12 protein-coding genes are annotated in these 19,375 nt (G+C 42.3%); 8 read left to right on the top strand and 4 right to left on the bottom strand.

Going from position 1 to position 19,375, the window contains the following annotated elements; translation table 11 throughout:
* Positions 1-102 precede the first annotated feature (102 nt).
* The 5 genes from FO442_RS09190 (at position 103) to FO442_RS09170 (ending at position 8,050) form a co-directional block, all read left to right on the top strand.
* Positions 103-486, top strand: coding sequence for a hypothetical protein (locus FO442_RS09190; RefSeq protein ID WP_144332878.1), 384 nt, complete (start codon positions 103-105; stop codon positions 484-486).
* A gap of 26 nt (positions 487-512) precedes the next feature.
* Positions 513-3,053, top strand: a complete 2,541-nt coding sequence (locus FO442_RS09185; protein ID WP_144332877.1) for a T9SS type B sorting domain-containing protein — start codon at positions 513-515, stop codon at positions 3,051-3,053.
* A gap of 241 nt (positions 3,054-3,294) precedes the next feature.
* Positions 3,295-6,012 carry a T9SS type B sorting domain-containing protein gene (locus tag FO442_RS09180; RefSeq protein ID WP_144332876.1) on the top strand — a complete coding sequence of 906 codons (2,718 nt, stop codon included), beginning with the start codon at positions 3,295-3,297 and terminating at the stop codon, positions 6,010-6,012.
* Positions 6,013-6,189: 177 nt separating this feature from the next.
* Positions 6,190-7,518, top strand: coding sequence for a hypothetical protein (locus FO442_RS09175; RefSeq protein WP_144332875.1), 1,329 nt, complete (start codon positions 6,190-6,192; stop codon positions 7,516-7,518).
* 43 nt (positions 7,519-7,561) lie between these two features.
* Positions 7,562-8,050, top strand: coding sequence for a hypothetical protein (locus FO442_RS09170; RefSeq protein ID WP_144332874.1), 489 nt, complete (start codon positions 7,562-7,564; stop codon positions 8,048-8,050).
* On the opposite strand, the gene FO442_RS09165 is transcribed toward FO442_RS09170, so the two are convergent.
* Complete coding sequence (locus FO442_RS09165) at positions 8,047-9,384, bottom strand: methyltransferase RsmF C-terminal domain-like protein (RefSeq protein ID WP_144332873.1); 1,338 nt, start codon at positions 9,382-9,384, stop codon at positions 8,047-8,049. The genes FO442_RS09170 and FO442_RS09165 overlap by 4 nt on opposite strands.
* On the bottom strand, positions 9,381-10,409 hold the full coding sequence (gene tsaD / locus FO442_RS09160) for a tRNA (adenosine(37)-N6)-threonylcarbamoyltransferase complex transferase subunit TsaD (RefSeq protein WP_144332872.1): 1,029 nt from the start codon (positions 10,407-10,409) through the stop codon (positions 9,381-9,383). Before tsaD ends, FO442_RS09165 begins: the two co-directional genes overlap by 4 nt.
* 24 nt (positions 10,410-10,433) lie before the next feature.
* On the opposite strand from tsaD, the gene FO442_RS09155 reads away from it, so the two are divergent.
* Both FO442_RS09155 and FO442_RS09150 read left to right on the top strand, forming a co-directional pair.
* Positions 10,434-15,086: a translocation/assembly module TamB domain-containing protein gene (locus FO442_RS09155; RefSeq protein ID WP_144332871.1), complete on the top strand. Its 4,653-nt coding sequence runs from the start codon at positions 10,434-10,436 to the stop codon at positions 15,084-15,086.
* 120 nt (positions 15,087-15,206) lie between these two features.
* Entirely contained in the window at positions 15,207-16,691 is a 1,485-nt protein-coding gene (locus tag FO442_RS09150; RefSeq protein ID WP_144332870.1) for an acetyl-CoA carboxylase biotin carboxylase subunit, read from the top strand.
* A gap of 36 nt (positions 16,692-16,727) precedes the next feature.
* Here the strand turns inward: FO442_RS09150 and FO442_RS09145 are convergent, their stop codons facing one another.
* Complete coding sequence (locus FO442_RS09145; RefSeq protein WP_144332869.1) at positions 16,728-16,991, bottom strand: 4a-hydroxytetrahydrobiopterin dehydratase; 264 nt, start codon at positions 16,989-16,991, stop codon at positions 16,728-16,730.
* Positions 16,969-17,703, bottom strand: coding sequence for a phenylalanine 4-monooxygenase (phhA, locus tag FO442_RS09140; protein ID WP_144332868.1), 735 nt, complete (start codon positions 17,701-17,703; stop codon positions 16,969-16,971). The genes FO442_RS09145 and phhA overlap by 23 nt, the downstream gene beginning before the upstream one ends.
* Positions 17,704-18,047: 344 nt before the next feature.
* Here phhA and sucC point away from each other — a divergent pair, with 344 nt between their 5' ends.
* The gene (gene sucC / locus FO442_RS09135; protein ID WP_144332867.1) at positions 18,048-19,259 is read left to right on the top strand and encodes an ADP-forming succinate--CoA ligase subunit beta; all 1,212 of its coding nucleotides are present in this window, start codon (positions 18,048-18,050) and stop codon (positions 19,257-19,259) included.
* The last annotated feature ends 116 nt before the right edge of the window (positions 19,260-19,375 follow it).

Here is a 19,375-nt window from a genome sequence, read left to right as displayed (position 1 = left end):
TGTTTTGATTGTTCAAATGACCGAATTGATAATATTTTAGAAAATCTCAGACAACCTAAGTTTAATAATTTCCGTCTTTTGTATGTATTACAATAATCCAAAATGAAGAAATATTTACTACTAATTGCATTCAGCACCGTTTTTTTGACCTTCAAATCCTTTGGTCAAGTCTATGAGAAAATCTATGACTTATCGAGCTCTGAAGTTCAAAATCACATGAATCAAAACAAAATCTCTGGGGTTGATATCCTGACCGGCGTAAGAGCACACCATGTGATCGGACTTACAGGTATAGGTATTTCTCAAAAATCTGCTTTGGAAGCATTATTAACCAATGATTCCAGAGTTATTTCTTATGTGTTAAGTGAAGATGGAACCTCTTTGGTTTTGGAATCACAGGCAGTATTAACGAAAGAAGAATTCCAAACCCTGCTTCAATCGTTGAATGGTACCATTACCGGCTACGCCGTAGAATATTCAATCTAACCCATTTACCAAAGAGATTTTAATATATGAAAACAATTAAAAAAGCCCTTTTTTCTTTAGGGATTCTTCTGAATTTGAATGCCCTTGCGCAGCTTGCTCCCGGAGCTTCATGCAGTCAGGCAGGTTGCTCAACCTCGGGTTCTTATTCAAGCAACACAGGTGTTGCAAGTATGGGAAGCTACCAATGCCTTGGTTCAACTCCGAACGCGAACTGGTTAGCATTTTCAATCGGAACAAACGGAAGCATTCACTTGACATTAACGCAAACAACCTCCAGCGGGTCGGGGATTGATGTGGATTTCGCATTGTACGGACCTTATACTTCTGTTGCTGCCGGTTGTCCTATTGGTCCGGGAACTCCTACAGTTGATTGTTCTTATTCCGCTTCATCTACGGAATATGTTGATATTTCTAATGCGGTTGCCGGACAGGTTTATATCTTATTGGTAACAAATTTCAACGGTTCTCCGGGAACAATCAGTTTACAACCGAATGCAGGAACACCTTCTACCGGAACTGTTAACTGCAATGCAATCAGTTTCAATGCTACCGCAACATCAACACCTGCAACCTGTAACCAGGCTACAGGTTCTGTAACGGTAACTCCGAACGGAGGATTTCCTCCTTATGGTTATTCCTGGAATATCCCCGGAAACCCGACCACTCAAACGGTAAACAATGTGGCTCCCGGAACTTACACGGTAACGGTTACTTCTGGACCCAACCCGGCAAACGGATTGGCGGTTCCTCCAACAACAGCAACGGTTACAGTTTCAAATATCAATGCAACTTATAGCGGAACAACGACCAATGCTTCTTGTCCAATGGGACACAATGGTACGGCCACTGCGAATTATAGCATTCCAGGTAATCCTACAAGTGCCGGTGTAACTGCTACTTACCAGTGGAATGATCCGGCTGCCCAAACAACACAAACTGCTACGGGGCTTTTACCCGGAACGTATGTGTGTACGATTACTTTGTCAAATGGATGTACCGGAACTGTAACTAAAACGGTAGCAGCAAACCCGGTTGCCTATTCCGCCACGTCTACAGTGGTTTCTTGTCCTGGTGGTTCCGATGGTACGGCAACTGCAAACATGGCACCTGTAGTAGGAACTTTGTCTTATGCATGGGATGATCCTGCAGCTCAAACAACGCAAACTGCTGCAGGTTTAGCAGCAGGTTCTTATTCATGCGTCATTACTTCGAATATCGGTTGTACAGGAACTGTAAACGTAACTGTGACTGAGATTCCGGGAATGACTTCTTACTTCTCACAAAACGTTCCTGTAAGCTGTCATGCTGCAAATGATGGAGTATTAGCTGTTGCAGTGAACCAGGGAACACCTCCTTATTCTTATTCATGGGATCACTCTGCTTCTTCATCGTATATTGCGAACGACTTGTTTGTTGGAACTTCTACAGTAACAGTTACGGATGCGAATGGTTGTATTATTACAGCTACCGATAGTTTAACGCAACCACCGGCTTTGCAAATTACCTATGTTACACCGGACCAGATTATTTGCCCGGAGGCTTCAACTACAATCAGTGTGAATGGTACAGGTGGTAACGGGCCGGCAAATTCAAATTATACGTTCACCTGGAAAGAGAACGGAACAGTTATCGGAACAGGTACTTCTATCACGGTTGATCCGGCTGCGACAAATACACAATATTGTGTGGAGTTAACAGAAGTATGCGGTTCTCCGAGTACGGATTCTTGTATGATGATCAATTTCCCTACATCGATTGTACCGGTTTATTATCCAAACAAACTTTACTCTTGTTTACCTGGTGACCTCGTATTCTATTTGGATACAACGAACCTTGATAACGACGACCCGATTGATTCCGTATTCGTTACATTAGGAAATGGAGACGAGAAAGTGGTTTATGGGAATGATAGTATCCATTATGTCTATACTGCAGCTGGGATTTATACCATTGATGTGGTTGTTACTTCGGAACTCGGATGTGTGACAACTGCTTCGTTCCCTGGAATTGCAAACGTAATTGCAAATCCGGTAGCTGATTTTACAATGTCTGCAAATCCGACGACTTTCTTTGAAACAGTGGTGAAAATGCAGGACAAATCGAGCCCGAGTGTAATTAAGTGGACTTGGTCTTCTCCTGGTTCTGATCCGAATAACAGTACGTATCAAAATCCTACATTCCATTTCCCGGAAGGAATTGTTGCAACTTACCCGATCCAGTTAATCGTTGAAACTCCGGAAGGATGTATCGATACGGTCGAGCGGATTTTGACAGTGAACAGCGATATTATTTTCTATGCTCCGAATGCATTTACACCTGACGGAGATGAATTCAACCAGACATGGAAATTTTATGTAGCAGGAATCGATGAATTCGATTTCGAATTGATGATCTTCAATCGTTGGGGAGAAGTCGTTTGGGAAACGCATGATGTGAATTCATCCTGGGACGGAACTTATAACGGTAATCCGATTAAAGAAGGCGCATATACATGGGTTGCCAGCGTGAAAGACCTTTATTGGGATAATAAAAAAGTCTTCAACGGAACAATCAATATTATCAAGTAAATACTAACTGCTTTAATATAGATCAGGGAGTCCCGATTCATTTAGGTGAGTCGGGACTCTTTTTTGTATCTGAAATTTTCTTCGATAAAGGAAGAATAAAGGTTCAATGATTTGAATGTGAAATAATTGTGTGGTATTTTTGTTTCCTAATGCATTTATTCGTTGATTTTTTGTTTTTATGCAAATTTCAAGCAACCAAGGATTAAAAATTTCGTTTTAAAAGCAACACAATAAGGTAATCATGAAGAAGATTTTTTTAATATGTACGTTGTTGTTTGTCTCAAACAGTGTGTTAAATGCCCAGGTGACTTTGTGTTTGGGGCAGGATGCAACCGTTTGTGCCGGTCAAACGGTTCAGATCACAAATTGTTCAGGTGGGGGACCGGTATTGGGTTCAGGAATTACTTTAGATAATGCAACTACGCTCCCTCAATTGTCGGATGATATGTTTTCGGCACTTATTCCAATGGGATTCAGTTTCAGTTTTTACGGAACAAACTATACCAGTTGCGTGATCGGATCGAACGGTCTGATAAGCTTCAATGCAAGTAACGCAAACAGCGGGTGTACATGGAGTCTCGTTGGTATGGGAACACTTCCTAATACAACCTTAACAACAGCACGGAATTCTGCGATGCTCTTTTATTCTGATATTAATCCTTCCCAACCGCCAATCGGACCGATTAAGTATCAAACTATTGGAACCGCGCCCAACAGAAAATTCGTTGTTTTGTATGAAAGTGTAAATGCCTTCCAGTGTCCGAATACCTGTTATTACGGAGCAATTATCTTTTATGAGACCAGTAATATGATCGATATGATGATCGGTCAAAAACCGAACTGTTCAAGCTGGAACGGTGGTTTGGCGATCCAGGGTCTTGAAAATGCTGCGGGAACTGTGGCTACGATCACACCCGGAAGAAATAACAGCGTTTGGACTGCAAACCAGGATGGAAAACGATTCACTCCGGTTGCTCCAAATAATACTTCGAATTACTCTGTAGCTACCGTTCAGTATTATACTGTAACTTCCACATCCAATAATAGTATCCAATGGGCAAGTACGGCCGGAGGCTTGTATCCGTATAATAACGGAGTGCTGAATATTACAACTGTTCTGCCCGGAACAACGGGTTATTATCTGACAGCTACAGCTTGTAATGCTGCTGTAGGTGGTGTCAGTGATACGACATTTATTACCAGACAGGTTGTTGCAGGAACTGCAACAGCTGTAACCGATTATTGTTTCGGAGGAGTTGGTTCTGCAACTGTTAATCCGACACAGGGGCTAGCTCCTTTTACTTACACATGGTCTCCGGGAGGACAAACGACTCAAACAGCGACTAACCTGGTTTCAGGTCCTTATACGGTTCACATCACGGATGCAATGGGATGCGGAGCAAATGTCAACGTGAATGTTCCGAATACCAATGCAACCTTCAGCGGATCTTCAACATTGGTAAGTTGTCCCGGAGGAAGCGATGGCACGGCAACAGCAACGATGACTCCACCGCTTGGTGTCGTTTCTTATAACTGGTATGATGCAGGCGGACAGACAACCCAGACTGCAACAGGTCTGACAGCAGGGACATATCATTGTGTGGTTACCACATCTCAATCTTCCGGTTGTACCGATACCGTTGAAGTTGTTGTTTCGGAAATACCTGGTATGGTGTCAACGATTATCAATCAGCAGAATGTAACTTGTAACAGCGCCAACGATGGAATTATAGAAATCAGTGTTGTTGACGGAACGGCTCCGTATACCTATTCCTGGGATAACTCAGCTTCTACGGGACCTCTGGCAAATGACCTGTATGCTGGAACACATACCGTAACAATTACAGATGCAAATAACTGTGTCATTACGACTACTGCCACGATAGGTGAACCGTCGGCCTTAAAGATTACAAGTCTCACTCCGGATACCATTATTTGTCCTGAATCATCCATTGTTTTAAATGTTCAGGGAACGGGTGGTAATGGAAGTCAATATTACACATTTACATGGAAGGAAAACGGGACAATTATTGGCACCGGGGCTTCCATAACGGTTGATCCGGAAACAACGAATACGCAATACTGTGTCGAACTGACAGAAACGTGCGGTTCGCCGAGCACCGATTCTTGTATGACGATTAATTTCCCTACGAAGATTATTCCGAATTACGTTTCAAATCTTCCATACTCTTGTTTACCGGGTGAGTTTATTTTCATCAACCAGTCAAATAACAGTGCTGAAATTGATTCTGTGGTGGCAGACTTCGGGAATGGGGATACACGGATATTTTATGGTAATTCAGATTTAACGTATACTTATATGGCACCGGGAGTTTATACGATCAGTGTCATTACAACCTCTGTTCAGGGATGTGTTACAACCAATACGTTCCCTGGAATTGCCAATGTAATTGCGAATCCTACAGCAGACTTCACCATGTCGGCAAATCCGACTACGATCTTTGAAACGGTGGTGAAAATGCAGGATAAATCAAGTCCGGGAGTGGTGAGCTGGACATGGAGTGCCGTGGGATCAAATCCAAATAGCAGCACCTATGAAAGTCCGACATTCCATTATCCGGAAGGTGTTGTAGCAACGTATACCATCCAGCTTATTGTTGAAACAGCGGAAGGATGTGTTGATACTATAGAACGAGTATTGTCGGTGAACAGTGACATCATTTTCTACGCTCCGAATGCATTTACGCCTGACGGGGATGAATTCAATCAGACATGGAAATTCTATGTTTCGGGAATTGATGAGTATAATTTTGAGTTGATGATCTTTGATCGTTGGGGAGAAGTTATTTGGGAAACACACGATCCGAATGCAGCTTGGGACGGGACCTACAACGGTAAGGTTGTCCAGGCCGGAGCTTATTCCTGGATCGCTCGTGTGAAAGACATTTATTCAGATGCCAAGAAAACGTTCAGTGGAGCAATCAATATTTTGAAATAAGTATTACCGACTACTTTAATTATATAACAGGAACCCCGACAGGTATTGCCGGGGTTCTGCTGTTTAAATAAAATCGATGCTTTCGGGCCGAAAACATTGTTCTCATGCTTATTTTTGTTTGCTTCCGTTAACGATCTTTCTTCGGGAAGATCAATGGAGCAATCAAAGAAGATAATTATGAAAAGTTTACTGGCTGTATGCTGTTTCTGGACAGTTTCAACATTAGCAACTGCTCAGACAAAAGATTCAAGCAGGATCACCATTCCCGAATTGAAATTGAACTTCAACAAATCGGGATCTAATTATATCAAGGGAACTTTTTTAGCTCAAACCTGGGCGAGGTATTCCGAGTTTAACCCGGGAACAACTGTTGATGGAACTCCTAAATCAACTTATTGTGATATTGGGATCAGAAGGTGGCGCATCCAGTTTTTTGGTCAGCTAACGAATCGGATCTATTTCTATACCCAGTTCGGACAAAATAATTTCAGTTTTCTGCAACCAAGGCACACCGGTGCTTTTTTGCACGATGCAATAACAGAGTTCAGAGCCCTAAAACAATTACAAATTGGTGCAGGATTGACAGCCTGGGGAGGTGTTTCCAGGTTTTCTTCACCGTCAGTGGCAAACTTAATGGGGGTGGATGCACCAATCTACCAACAAGCCACAAACGGAGTCAACGAGCAGTTCGGCCGAAAACTATCGGTTTACTTTAAAGGTGAAATTGCGCGTTTGAATTACCGGGTTGCGTTGTCGCGACCAATGTCTGTGAAAAACAGTACTGTTGCCATTCCATCCATTAATTCGAATTCAAATTTTAATACTGAAGCTCCTCGTGCACAAACTTCGGGGTATGTATTCTGGCAGTTTTTTGATAAGGAGAGCACGCCGAATCCGTATATGGTCGGAACTTATTTAGGAAAAAAGAAGCTCTTGAACCTGGGAGTCGGCTGGGTCCACCAAAATAAAGCCATGTGGCATACAACTGATTCCGGTGATACAATCCGGACAGCTTTGCTTTTACTTGGTGCAGACGTGTTTCTGGATCTTCCTACAGGCACAAAAGGAGCAGCTTTGAATGTCTATGTTGCTTATAATCATTTTGACTACGGTAAAAATTATGTACGGATGTTAAACGGAATGAATCCGGCAAATGGTGTCAATTCCGAGGGAACATTGAATGGTGCCGGAGTAAACTACCCGATGATCGGAACGGGGAACATCCTGTTTGCACAAATCGGGTATAAATTAAAGGACGATTTGTTTGCCACAGATAATGGTACTCTGATGCCTTATACAGAAATTCAATATGCACATTTTCAGGCTTTAAAAGATCCTTCGGTTATGTGTGAAGCGGGGCTCAACTGGTTCATTCATGGGACTCATGGAGCGAAGTTGTCATTGGGTTTACAAAACAGACCTGTTTTTGATTACAATGCATCAGGAAAGGCCATTCAAACAGCCAGGAAAAATATGTTGGTAGTACAGTATCAAATTGCATTTTAACTTTTTTATATTTATACGTTATACGATCAATAACACAAACAACATGAACTATTTAAGCATCCTGGTATTTGCTTTCGTGTTTTCGTTCCATGGAAAGACACAAAAAATTCAACGTTGTGATTCTGTTCCGGCCTTGAATTCAGAGATATTGAACATTTTAAAACCGTACATGGGACAGAAAATTCTACGAGGTGAATGTTGGGATGTTTTAAGTTTGGCTTTAAATGAAACACATGCGGAATGGAACGGGTATGATGTTTTCGGGACTACATATGATTATAAAAAAGAATGTATTTCTCCCGGTGATATCATTGCGTTTAAGGGAGTGAAATTCGGGGGAGTGCAAAACGGACAAAAGTATTTCGAAGAGATGGAGAAGCACTTTGCAGTGGTAAAGGAAGTCAAAGCAAACGGCGAATTGGTATTGTGGCATCAGAATACTGGCCGGTTTGGCAAAAAACTAGGTGAATCCAGTATTTTCATCGGAGATCTGAAGAAGGGCAAGATAGAATTTTTCCGTCCGAAACGCTAATCGATACGCATGCGGATGCGCCACTCTTTGGGGAAAAGGTTGTTGAATCGGTTTCCCAAATGCTTGATCCAACCCAATTTTGTTCCTTCAAATGAAACGGTATGGAATCCGTGTTTTCCTTCCAGGTTAAAGGTGTCTCCTTTCAGGTAATGCAATGCCTGTTCACGTGTTAAAGGAATATCCGGAACGCGGTCCGATAAAGTGGCTTGGTCCAATGCCAATGCTTCGTTTGGAATTAATCCTTTCCGGGAAATTTCGCCCAACTCCGTTCCAAGTTTGATGATCCGTAGATAGCTATGCAGGGTTTCTGCCAGTTCAAACATGCCTTCTGGAATGGCAAACAGGTAATTGTTCCATTGTACCAATTCAGATGGCGAATCACCGATCCAATCTTTGAACCAGGTCTCCGGCTTCAATCGGGTAAGCGTACTTTTTTTCCGGGATTTGTTTTTTGGGGAGCGCGCTTCTCCCTGTTTTTGGAGTGCCACGACATAAAAACCCTCTGTTTTCAATTCGGAAGGAAGCGCATAATACCCCAGACCGTCGCGTCCCTCTTTGGCAAATGGCAAATGCAAGGGATAAATGCGGGAATCAGTCTGTTCCAGGATCCAACGCACATTTTCTTCGTTTTCCTGCGCATTAAAGGTACAGGTTGAATAGATCAAAAAACCATTCGGTTTTAGTGAATCCCAAACATCCATCACGATGCGTTTTTGCCGGGCTGCACACAGGTTTACTGATTCCGGCGACCATTCATTCCTGGCATCCGGATCTTTGCGAAACATTCCTTCCCCGGAACAAGGTGCGTCAATCAAAATACAATCGAAGAGGCTTTTCAATTCTCCGAAATCCGATGGATCATTATTACTGACCAATGTATTTTTTGCTCCCCACTTGGTGAGGTTTTCTTTTAATATTTTCGATCTGTTTTGGATCACTTCATTGGCTAAGAGCAACCCTTTTCCTCCCAGAAAATCTGCAATTAAGGTACTTTTCCCACCCGGAGCAGCGCACAGGTCCAGTACGACCGGTTCCTCGGGAAGTTCCAATTGTCTTAAGATCGTATCAATAAACTGGGAGCCTGCTTCCTGCGGATAATACCTTCCGCCATGAAAATGCGGATCCAGGGTAAAAATTGGTCGTTCGGGAAGATAAAAACCATTTTCGGACCAGGGAATTTCTTCCAAATTAGTAAACACAGAAGCTCCTTTGGATGAATTCATCCGAATGGCGATCGGTTGTTCTTCATTCAAAGCCTTGAGCAGGGAAGTTCCTAAAAAGGAATCACGGCTTACACGTTCAACGAATGCTTTCGGAAGATCGACTTTTTTCATGGTTTCACAAATGGTAATCGTGCATTGGCACTGACATCCTGATGTGCAAATTGCTTCTTTTCTGCCAGGAATTTTCCTGCTATTGCAATCATTGCCGCATTGTCCGTGCAATACTCAAATTTGGGAATAAATACATTCCAACCTGATTTCTCTCCTTCTTCAGCCAGTTTTGCCCGTAATCCGGAATTAGCCGAAACGCCGCCGGCAATGGCAATGTCCTTAATACCGGTATCAGCAGCAACTTTTCGCAATTTTTTGAACAGGATTTCCAGGATAGTTGCCTGAATGGATGCACAGAGATCGGCCTTATTTTCTTCAATAAAGTTAGGATTTTTGGCAACTTCCTTCTGGATAAAGTAAAGCACGGAAGTTTTTAAACCGCTAAAGCTGAAATTGTATCCGTCAACCTGAGGTTTTGCAAAGGAAAAGGCGTTCGGGTTTCCTTCCTTCGCGTATTTATCAATCAAAGGTCCACCCGGATATGGGAAACCAAGAATTTTTGCAGTTTTATCAAAAGCTTCCCCGGCGGCATCGTCAATGGTACTTCCCAGGACGATCAGTTCAGTGGGAGAATCTACCCGGACCAATTGGGTATGTCCGCCTGAAACAGTCATGCAAATAAACGGAAAACCCGGAACCGGAACTCCTTCATTGATAAAATGGGCCAGGATATGTGCATGCATGTGATGCACGGCAACCATCGGTTTGTTCAATGCCAGGCTTAAGGATTTGGCAAAAGCCGTTCCTACAACCAGGGAGCCCATCAATCCGGGACCTTGTGTAAATGCAATTAAATCAATATCTTTAAGAGTAATGGCTGCCTTTTTTAAAGCTGCATCCACTACAGGGATGATATTTTGTTGATGTGCACGCGAGGCTAATTCAGGAACTACACCACCGTATTGTTCATGAATAGCCTGACTAGCCGTAACGTTTGATAATATGGTATCATCTTTGAGAATAGCAGCAGAAGTATCATCACAAGATGATTCAATTCCTAGAATTACGAACGATTGTTGGCTCAACTTTGTTAAATTTGTATATAATACATGGCAAAAGTACTCAAAATACTAGGTAGAATAGTAGGGATTTCTTTTGAATGGGTGCTTTTGGTACTCATACTTTTTGCGTTTGCCATTCGTACGAGCCAATTTCAGACCTATTTGGGATCACTTGCAACTAACTTTTTATCCAAAGAATTGGATACAGAGTTACGCATTGGAAAAATTGATATTGTTTTCTTCGACAAAGTTTACTTAAAAGATGTTTTTGTACGTGATCTGCATGGAGATACACTGGCTTCACTGAACCAGATCATGGTGCGGGTGAAAAATTTCGATTTGGGGGGTGATTACATCAACCTGAAAAGCGTTGGTTTGTCGAAAGGAAGAGTGGGAATTGAAAGGGATTCGATCACCGGGGATTACAATTATGAATTCATTGCAGATTATTTTTCCGGTAAAAAATCCAAAAAAAAGAAATCGGACCCTCCGAAGGTAACCATTGAAAACGTGGATGTGGAGTGGGTGACTATTTCTTACGATGACAACCGGAAAGGCAGGAATACCTACGGAATGGATTATGACCATTTGAGGTTTAAAGATGTGATCCTTCACATAGTAGATTTCAAGGAAGAAAAAGGAATCCTGGCTTTTCAGGTGAAACATTTACAAACTCAGGAAAAATGCGGGTTTTGGCTGAAACGCTTATTCGCAAACGCTGTGATCGATCCACACAAAGGGATTTTATTAAACCATGTGGAAATCAACACCTCACGTTCAACCATTTATGCATCGAAATTGAACATGCTGATGAGCACGCTGAAAGGAGTGAATGACTTTGTGGACAGCGTAGCGTTTGATGCAGTAATTGATTCTTCCAGGGTTAGTTTTTGGGATATTTCTCAATTCGGGACAGCATTGGAAGGGATGAACGAACTGGTGTCTTTAAGCGCCACGGTTACCAAAAAAGTAAAGGACCTGAAAATTGATAACCTGGATTTGCGGTTCGGTACCAGAAGTATTATCCGAGGAAATTATTCCCTCCCGGATTTCAGGAAGCTTTCGGGATCCAATTTTAGCGAACGGATTGATTACGCATTAATTGATTTTTCGGATGTAGAACAGATTAAATTGCCAAAGGGCGCGGGGAGAAACCGCATGAACTTTGACGAAAAGATCGACCGGCTTGAGTATGCGGAAGTTCGCAATACGACCATGAGAGGTTCGGTAGATCAGTTTTTGCTGAAAAGTGATAAACTGCAATGCGTATTAGGGACAGTGCAGCTGGATAACGAAATTACGTTTACAAAACTGAAGGAGGGCGGATATGCTTTTGAACGAACCATGGGAGAACGTTACGATATCATCGTGGACAGTTTTAACCTGGCGAAATTCCTCGATAACCCCGTGTTCGGAAATGTAACGGGACAGGTATATTTGAGCGGAGTTGTCGGTCAGGAAGATATTATTCGTTTGGAAACACTGGAAGGAGAGGTTTCAAAATTCACATTCAACGATTATATCTATTCGAATATTTCAGTAACGGACGGTTCATTTATCAAGAATATCCTGGATGCAGATTTAAAAGTGGATGATCCTAATTTGCAATTGGCTTTTAACGGTTTGATCGACGTATCCAAAATACAGCATTATGATTTCAAGGTAAGGATTGAAAAAGCAAATCTGGGATTACTGAATTTTGTGAAAGATCCGGAATCTTCCTTCATTGGGAACCTGGATGTGGATTTGAAAGGAAACTCCCTGGAAACGTATGAGGGATTGGTCAATGCGAACAGGGTTGAGTTCGTTGAGCAGGGTAAAGAAATGACCTTGTCGGACCTGAGTCTCTATATCGAACGGAATCCGGCAAGCGACCGCTTTGAATTGAGAAGTGATATTGTAGATGCGGATATTAACGGGAAAATTAATTTCAAGACCATCCCGATAGCTGTCAATAACGGGCTTTCCGACGCATTTCCGTCGTATTTCTCTCCACAGCCCTTCCCCAAAGGATTGGAGTCGAGCGATCATTTTGATATGAATGCTACGATTAAGAATTCACAAGATTTCCTCAATATTTTCGTGCCGAAACTCGAAATTGCTTACGGAACTGTTGTCAAATTGGAGCTTGATTCGAGAGTTCATCACCAAATGCTGGATATTAACTCGTCGAAAATTAGCTATGAAAAGCTCATGAACGATAAGAGTGATGCCTATCTGACTGATGTCGTCTTACACCAGGAATTTACCCGTGGCAACGGAACCCTGACTTTAAATGCGGGGAAAACCCAATTGCGTGATTCACTGGATGTGGAGAATATCCAGCTTACAATGGATGGAACTAAAAACGTTTATAAAACAGACCTGATCTGGAATAAAGATGTACCGAACACATCCGACTTTGATTTTATCGTTGACGTGCGTGAGGAAGGGGAGTTTGATATCCAGGTAAAACCTTCTTATTTCTCCGTGAAGAATAATAAGTGGGAGATCATGAATACCGGTCAGATGATCTATAAGGAAAAGCACTTGGAGATCAATCACCTGATGTTCGAACGCGACAACCAATACTTAGCTGTCAATGGAATTTTATCGGAGAATCCGGAAGATTATTTGACGGTCAATGCTCATGAATTGCATGTGGAAGAATTTTCCTCACTAGTAGGAGCAGAGATCAAAATGGAAGGAAGTTTGGACGGTACTGCCCGTTTGGCAACACCGTTTACCGATATCAAAGTGGACGGGGATTTTGTTCTGAACGATTTGTTCCTGGAAGGGCAGGAAATCGGAGATGTTCATTTGAATGGGATTTGGATCGACCTGGAACAAAAAATCATTCTGAGCGGGGATTTAAAATACAAGGACCTTCAAACATTTGATTTCAACGGATATGTTTTGCCGATGAAAAAAGAAGACAATATCAACTTTGACCTTGAATTCAAGGATATGAATATGTCTTTTGCAAATGCATTCATGGACCCGGAAGTTATTTCGGACATTACAGGAACATTGAAGGGAGTTATTCACGCTACCGGGAGTATCGAAGAACCGGAAATCACCGGAGATTTGCAATTGAAAAAAGGTGGGTTAAAAGTAGGGATTTTGGGAACGCATTACAGCTTGAGCGGACCACTTAAATTCGATGGCGAGAATGATGGTATTTACGGAGCTTTTCCTGTTCAGGATGATGATGGAAATACAGCTTATGCACTTGCGACGATCTTCCACAACAATTTTAAGGATTTCTCCATGAGTTTTGATGTTGCGTTTGATGAATCCGTAGGAGGTTTCAGGGATCCGATCAGTAGACGTCCTTTGAGTCCGACAAGAAGATTCATGGTTTTGAATACCGGGTACAAAGAAGGAACGGTTTATTATGGAAAAGCGTATGCAACAGGAACTGCCAGTATTTTGATCGAAAAAGGAAATACCGAGATCAATGTGAGTGCAAAAACACAAAAAGATACCGAGATAAACCTGCCGATGTACGGAGCAAAAGAGATCAGCGAATTTGATTTCATTGATTTCAATACCGATTCGATTGCTGCTGAAAAGAAGATCGATTTAACGGGAGTTGATTTGAACCTGGATATCGAAGCTACTCCGGATGCAAAAATCAAATTGATCCTGAATGAGCAAACGGACGAAAAAATTGAGGCAACAGGTAGGGGACATATTCAGCTGGCAATAGATAACCAGGACCACATTACGATGTCCGGGCAGTACGTGATCAATAACGGTCAGTACCTTTTTGTTTTGAACCCACTCAAAAAATTGTTCCAGATCGATCAGGGAAGCAGTATTACCTGGACGGGAACCCCGGAAGAAGCGAACCTGGATATCAAGGCATATTACAAAGTAAATGCAAGTTTGGATGAATTGAACCGCGACCAGATCGGCGGGTCTGCAGAAACAAAATCCGAGGTTCATTGTGTGCTGTATATCCGGCAAACACTATCCAATCCTTCAATTACCCTGGATCTGGAAGTACCGAATATCAGCGAATCCGGAAAAGCCGTTTTGAGTAAGATCAGATCAGATAAAGATGAGCTTCAAAAACAATTCTTTTCGTTGTTGGCATTCAATCGTTTCCAGGGAACCGGGAACAACACAAACGGAAGTTATGGAGGAGTGGCTGAATTAATCACCCAAAAAATGAATGAGGCTTTTGATCAATTATCCAAAGAGACAAAGATCAATGTCGGATATAATGACAATTCGGTGACCGGGGATAAAAACTTCCAGTTGGGATTACAGCGGGCTTACGGTGCCAAACAAAATATTGTCTTAAAAACGTCTTTGGGAGTATCGAATAATACCACGACCGGGACGGCACAAAATTCCCTGATCGGTTCCTTTAACCTGGAATACCTGATTAATGACGACGGTACTTTCCGGGTGTCAATCTTCAACGAATCGAACGATAAGGGAATTCTGAGTAACAAAGACAAAGGTGAATTTACCCAGGGTGTCGGTTTGCACTACGAGGAATCCTTCAACAATATTTCCGAATCCCGGATCATCGAATTTTTTGCCAATCTGTTTAGAAAAAAGAACAAGGTCAGCAACTCGAAACGCAAAAACCGGGTGCCTGTAGATTATATCCCGGGACAGTCTCCTGCCATCCAAACAGAGAAAAAGGAGGAGGAAAACAACATTCCGGCTACGGAGCCAAAGCCGATTCCATCTCCGAATCCGTAGTTTGTGCCATTACTAAAATGCTTGGCGACATCTAATCTTGCATTTTGTTGGGAAAGTATTCCGGTCTTGTATAGGTCATTAATTGCACTTTCAGTATTTTTACCGCCATTGAAATGATCTATGAAAAAAGTTTTAATTGCAAATAGAGGAGAAATAGCTCGAAGAGTTATTCGCACATTAAAGAAAATGAACATTGCAACCGTTGCGATTTATTCGGACGCAGATGCCAATGCCCCGCATGTTCATGAAGCTGACGAAGCAGTGTATGTTGGAAAATCACCTTCTTCGGAATCTTATTTGCAGCAGGACCTGATCTTAAAATATTGTAAGGAATTGGGCGTTGAAGGAATTCACCCGGGATATGGTTTCTTGTCTGAAAATGCCGGCTTTGCGCGAAAAGTGAAAGAAGCGGGGATCAAATTTATCGGACCTTCTCCGGAAGCAATGGAGATTATGGGCGATAAGCTTTCTGCGAAACAAGCGGTAAAGAACTACAACGTTCCCTTGGTTCCCGGAGTGGATGAAGCAATCACCGACGTGGAAGCAGCTAAAAAAATCGCAGCGGAAGTTGGTTTTCCAATTTTGATCAAAGCATCTGCCGGAGGTGGCGGAAAAGGAATGCGCCTGGTTGAAAATGTAGCTGAATTTGAAGAACAGATGAAAATGGCCCAAAGCGAGGCACGCTCTTCCTTTGGGGACGATGCGGTTTTTATTGAGAAATTCGTTACAAAACCACGTCACATCGAAATCCAGGTTTTTGCTGATCAGTTGGGAAATACCGTTTATTTGTTTGAACGCGAATGTTCTATTCAGCGTCGCCATCAAAAAGTGATTGAGGAAGCTCCTTCTGCAGTCTTAACTCCTGAATTGCGCAAACGAATGGGAGAAGCTGCGGTTGCAGTTTGCAAGGCTTGTAATTATGAAGGCGCCGGAACGGTGGAGTTCTTATTGGACGCGGACTTAAATTTCTATTTCCTGGAAATGAATACGCGTTTGCAGGTAGAGCATCCGGTTACGGAAGAAATTACCGGGACAGATTTGGTAGAATGGCAGGTACGCGTAGCACGCGGCGAGCGTTTGCCGAAATTGCAGGATGAATTACAGATTCACGGACATTCCATCGAAGTTCGGGTTTACGCAGAAGATACGTTGAATGGATTTATTCCGGATATCGGGACATTGAACAGGTACCGCAGACCGCGCAAAGACTTGGCGCGTGTAGATGATGCCTTTGAGGAAGGAATGGAGGTTCCGATCTATTATGATCCGATGATTGCAAAGTTGGTTGTTCGGGGAGACACGCGTGAGGAAGCCATGGAAAAAATGATCACAGCAATTAATAATTACGAAATTTCCGGATTGAAAACAACCCTGGATTTCGGAAAGTTTGTGATGATGCACCCGGCATTCCGGTCTGGAGATTTCGATACGAATTTTGTAAAACATTATTTCCAGGATTCAACTGTGATGTGGGACATGTTCACCGATGAGAAACACGCATTGGAAGCAGGAATCTGGCAGATATGGAAGGACCTGACAGAAAAAGCAAATAAAAATGCGGCTTCGAGAAACATTAGTTCTACCTGGAAATTACATGCACATTGATTGCGAATAAAGCATATGGAACACAAAAAAAGCGGATTATTCATCCGCTTTTTTTGTGTTCCATTTGTCATAGATGGCATTGATTCCATGCACCAGTCGCTCATCCCGTTGGGTAATCCGTTGCTGGTCGTGAGAATACACAGCAATACTTAATTCATTGCAATGCCTGATGGTCATATCCGGATGATGGTCCATTTGGTCCGCTAATCGAGCCACTTCAACAAGAAAGAAGGCAAGCTCTGTCTGATTGGAGAAATGGATGACGGTTCGGTAGCTATTAATTATGATGCTCCAATTCATGGGAATATGTATTTGTAAGTATTTCAATTGCGTTTTTTAACTGTTCCATATTGTTGATGACAAAGTATTTCTGCTGGATCTCACTGGTGCAGAAAGCTGTTCCAAGAATGGTTTTCAGGTCAAAGTCCAGGTGGATTGTTCCGTTACCTGAAATACTGGAAACCGATTCATGAAAAGAAGAAATGATCCCGGCTCCGAAAATGCGCAGTTGCTCCTGTTCTGAAATAAGTCCGAACTCAATGGTAAACCAATATAAGCGCTGCAATTCCGTAACCAGTTGTGTATTTCCTTTGTGTTGTTTTCCCAGTTTCCCGAATTCATGAACAAAATCGGAATAAGTCGGATTGGAGAGCAGGGGAACATGTCCGAATATATCGTGAAACATATCCGGTTCTTCCAAGTAATCCAGCTTATCTTTTGAGCGCAGCCAGGTAGATGAGGGGAATTTCTTTTCAGCCAGCAGATCGAAGAAATCTTCCACGTCGATCAATCCCGGAACACAATAGATTTCCCACCCGGTATTTTTTTTGAACCAGTGATTGATCCGCTCAAAATCCGGCAATTCATCCGCATTCAATACTTCTTGCATTTGTTCCAATGATTGCAGGTAATCGGAGCATGCTTTCTGTTTCAGATTGTCTACCTGCCGCTCAAATAATAGCGACCAAACCGCAAGGTCTTCCAGGGTGTACTTTTCAAATTGTTGTTTCATTTCAAATGAAAAAATGAGTGAATAAAAAAAGCCCGGCTCAAAAAGAACCGGGCTTCACAGCTATAAAGTTTGCACAACGACTTATTCGGTTCCTGGATTCAGAAACTGATAATAATAAGTGCTGATGTGCATTTGTTTGTTCATGAGGCAAATGTAAGTAAAATGTTTTGTAAATAACAGTAATAAGGTTTATTCGAAAAAATGAAATAAATTATCGAGTTATTCAAACTAGATTATTTCCTGAAATTAATTCATGAAAAAGATATAGATAATTCACTCATTTCTATGACGCGCAAAAGAATTTAATGTTTACCTTTAGCGCACCAAAAATTTAAAAAGTTGTCATGAACTTACACGAATATCAAGGAAAATCAATTTTACAAAAATACGGCGTGGCAATCCAGCGCGGAATTGTTGTAGAAAAAGTAGAAGATGCAGTCGCTGCAGCTAAAAAATTGACAGAAGAAACAGGAACAGGCTGGTATGTGGTAAAAGCACAGATCCACGCTGGAGGTCGCGGTAAAGGGATCGTTCAGGAAACAGGTTCCCATGGTGTAGTTTTGGCAAAAGGTATTGACCAGGTAGAAGAAAAAGTAAAAGGAATCCTTGGGGGACACCTTGAAACAGCTCAAACAAACGGAAAAGGAAAATTGGTTAACAAAATTTTGTTGGCTGAAGATGTGTATTATCCGGGAGAAGCTGAAGTAGAAGAGTTTTACATGTCGGTTTTGCTGGACCGTGAAAAAGGCCGCAATACGATCATGTACTCCACTGAAGGAGGAATGGATATTGAAACAGTAGCTCACGATACACCACACTTGATTTTCAAAGAAGAAATCGATCCACGTGTGGGAATTCAGGCATTCCAGGCGCGTAAGATCGCGTTCAACCTGGGATTGTCAGGAGAAGCATTCAAGCAAATGACGAAATTCGTTGTGAATTTGTACAATGCTTACGAAGGGTGTGATGCGGCAATGTTCGAGATCAACCCGGTATTGAAAACTTCGGATAACAAGATCATTGCAGTAGACGCGAAAGTGACATTGGATGGAAACGGATTGTACCGTCACCCGGACTATGCAGCTATGCGTGATACTTCAGAAGAAGATCCATTGGATGTAGAAGCTGATGCAGCAGGATTGAATTTCGTGAAACTGGACGGAAACGTGGCTTGTATGGTAAACGGGGCCGGATTGGCAATGGCAACAATGGATATCATCAAGTATTCAGGTGGTAATCCTGCGAACTTCCTGGATGTAGGAGGAACGGCAGATGCTGAACGTGTTGAAAAAGCATTCCACATTATTTTGAAGGACCCGAACGTAAAAGCAATTTTGATCAATATCTTCGGTGGTATCGTTCGTTGTGACCGTGTGGCTCAAGGGGTTGTTGATGCTTACAAGAGTATCGGGAACATTCCGGTTCCGATCATTGTTCGTTTGCAGGGGACCAATGCTGTTGAAGCGAAGAAAATCATTGATGAATCCGGATTGAATGTGCATTCGGCAGTGTTGTTGCAGGAAGCAGCAGATAAAGTGAAAGAAGTATTGGCGTAAGTCAAAACAACGAATAAAATAGAAGCCCTGACGGTAAATGTCGGGGCTTTTTGTTTCCCATAAACCGGTTTGCAACTTTCTGAAACCGTGCTGTAACTACCCTGTTCGCTATATCG

The sequence above is a fragment of the Fluviicola chungangensis genome (assembly GCF_007558725.1).
GTDB lineage: Bacteria > Bacteroidota > Bacteroidia > Flavobacteriales_D > Crocinitomicaceae > Fluviicola > Fluviicola chungangensis.
Note: the sequence above shows the minus strand (reverse complement) of the source record. Positions and strands in the feature narration are given on the sequence as shown.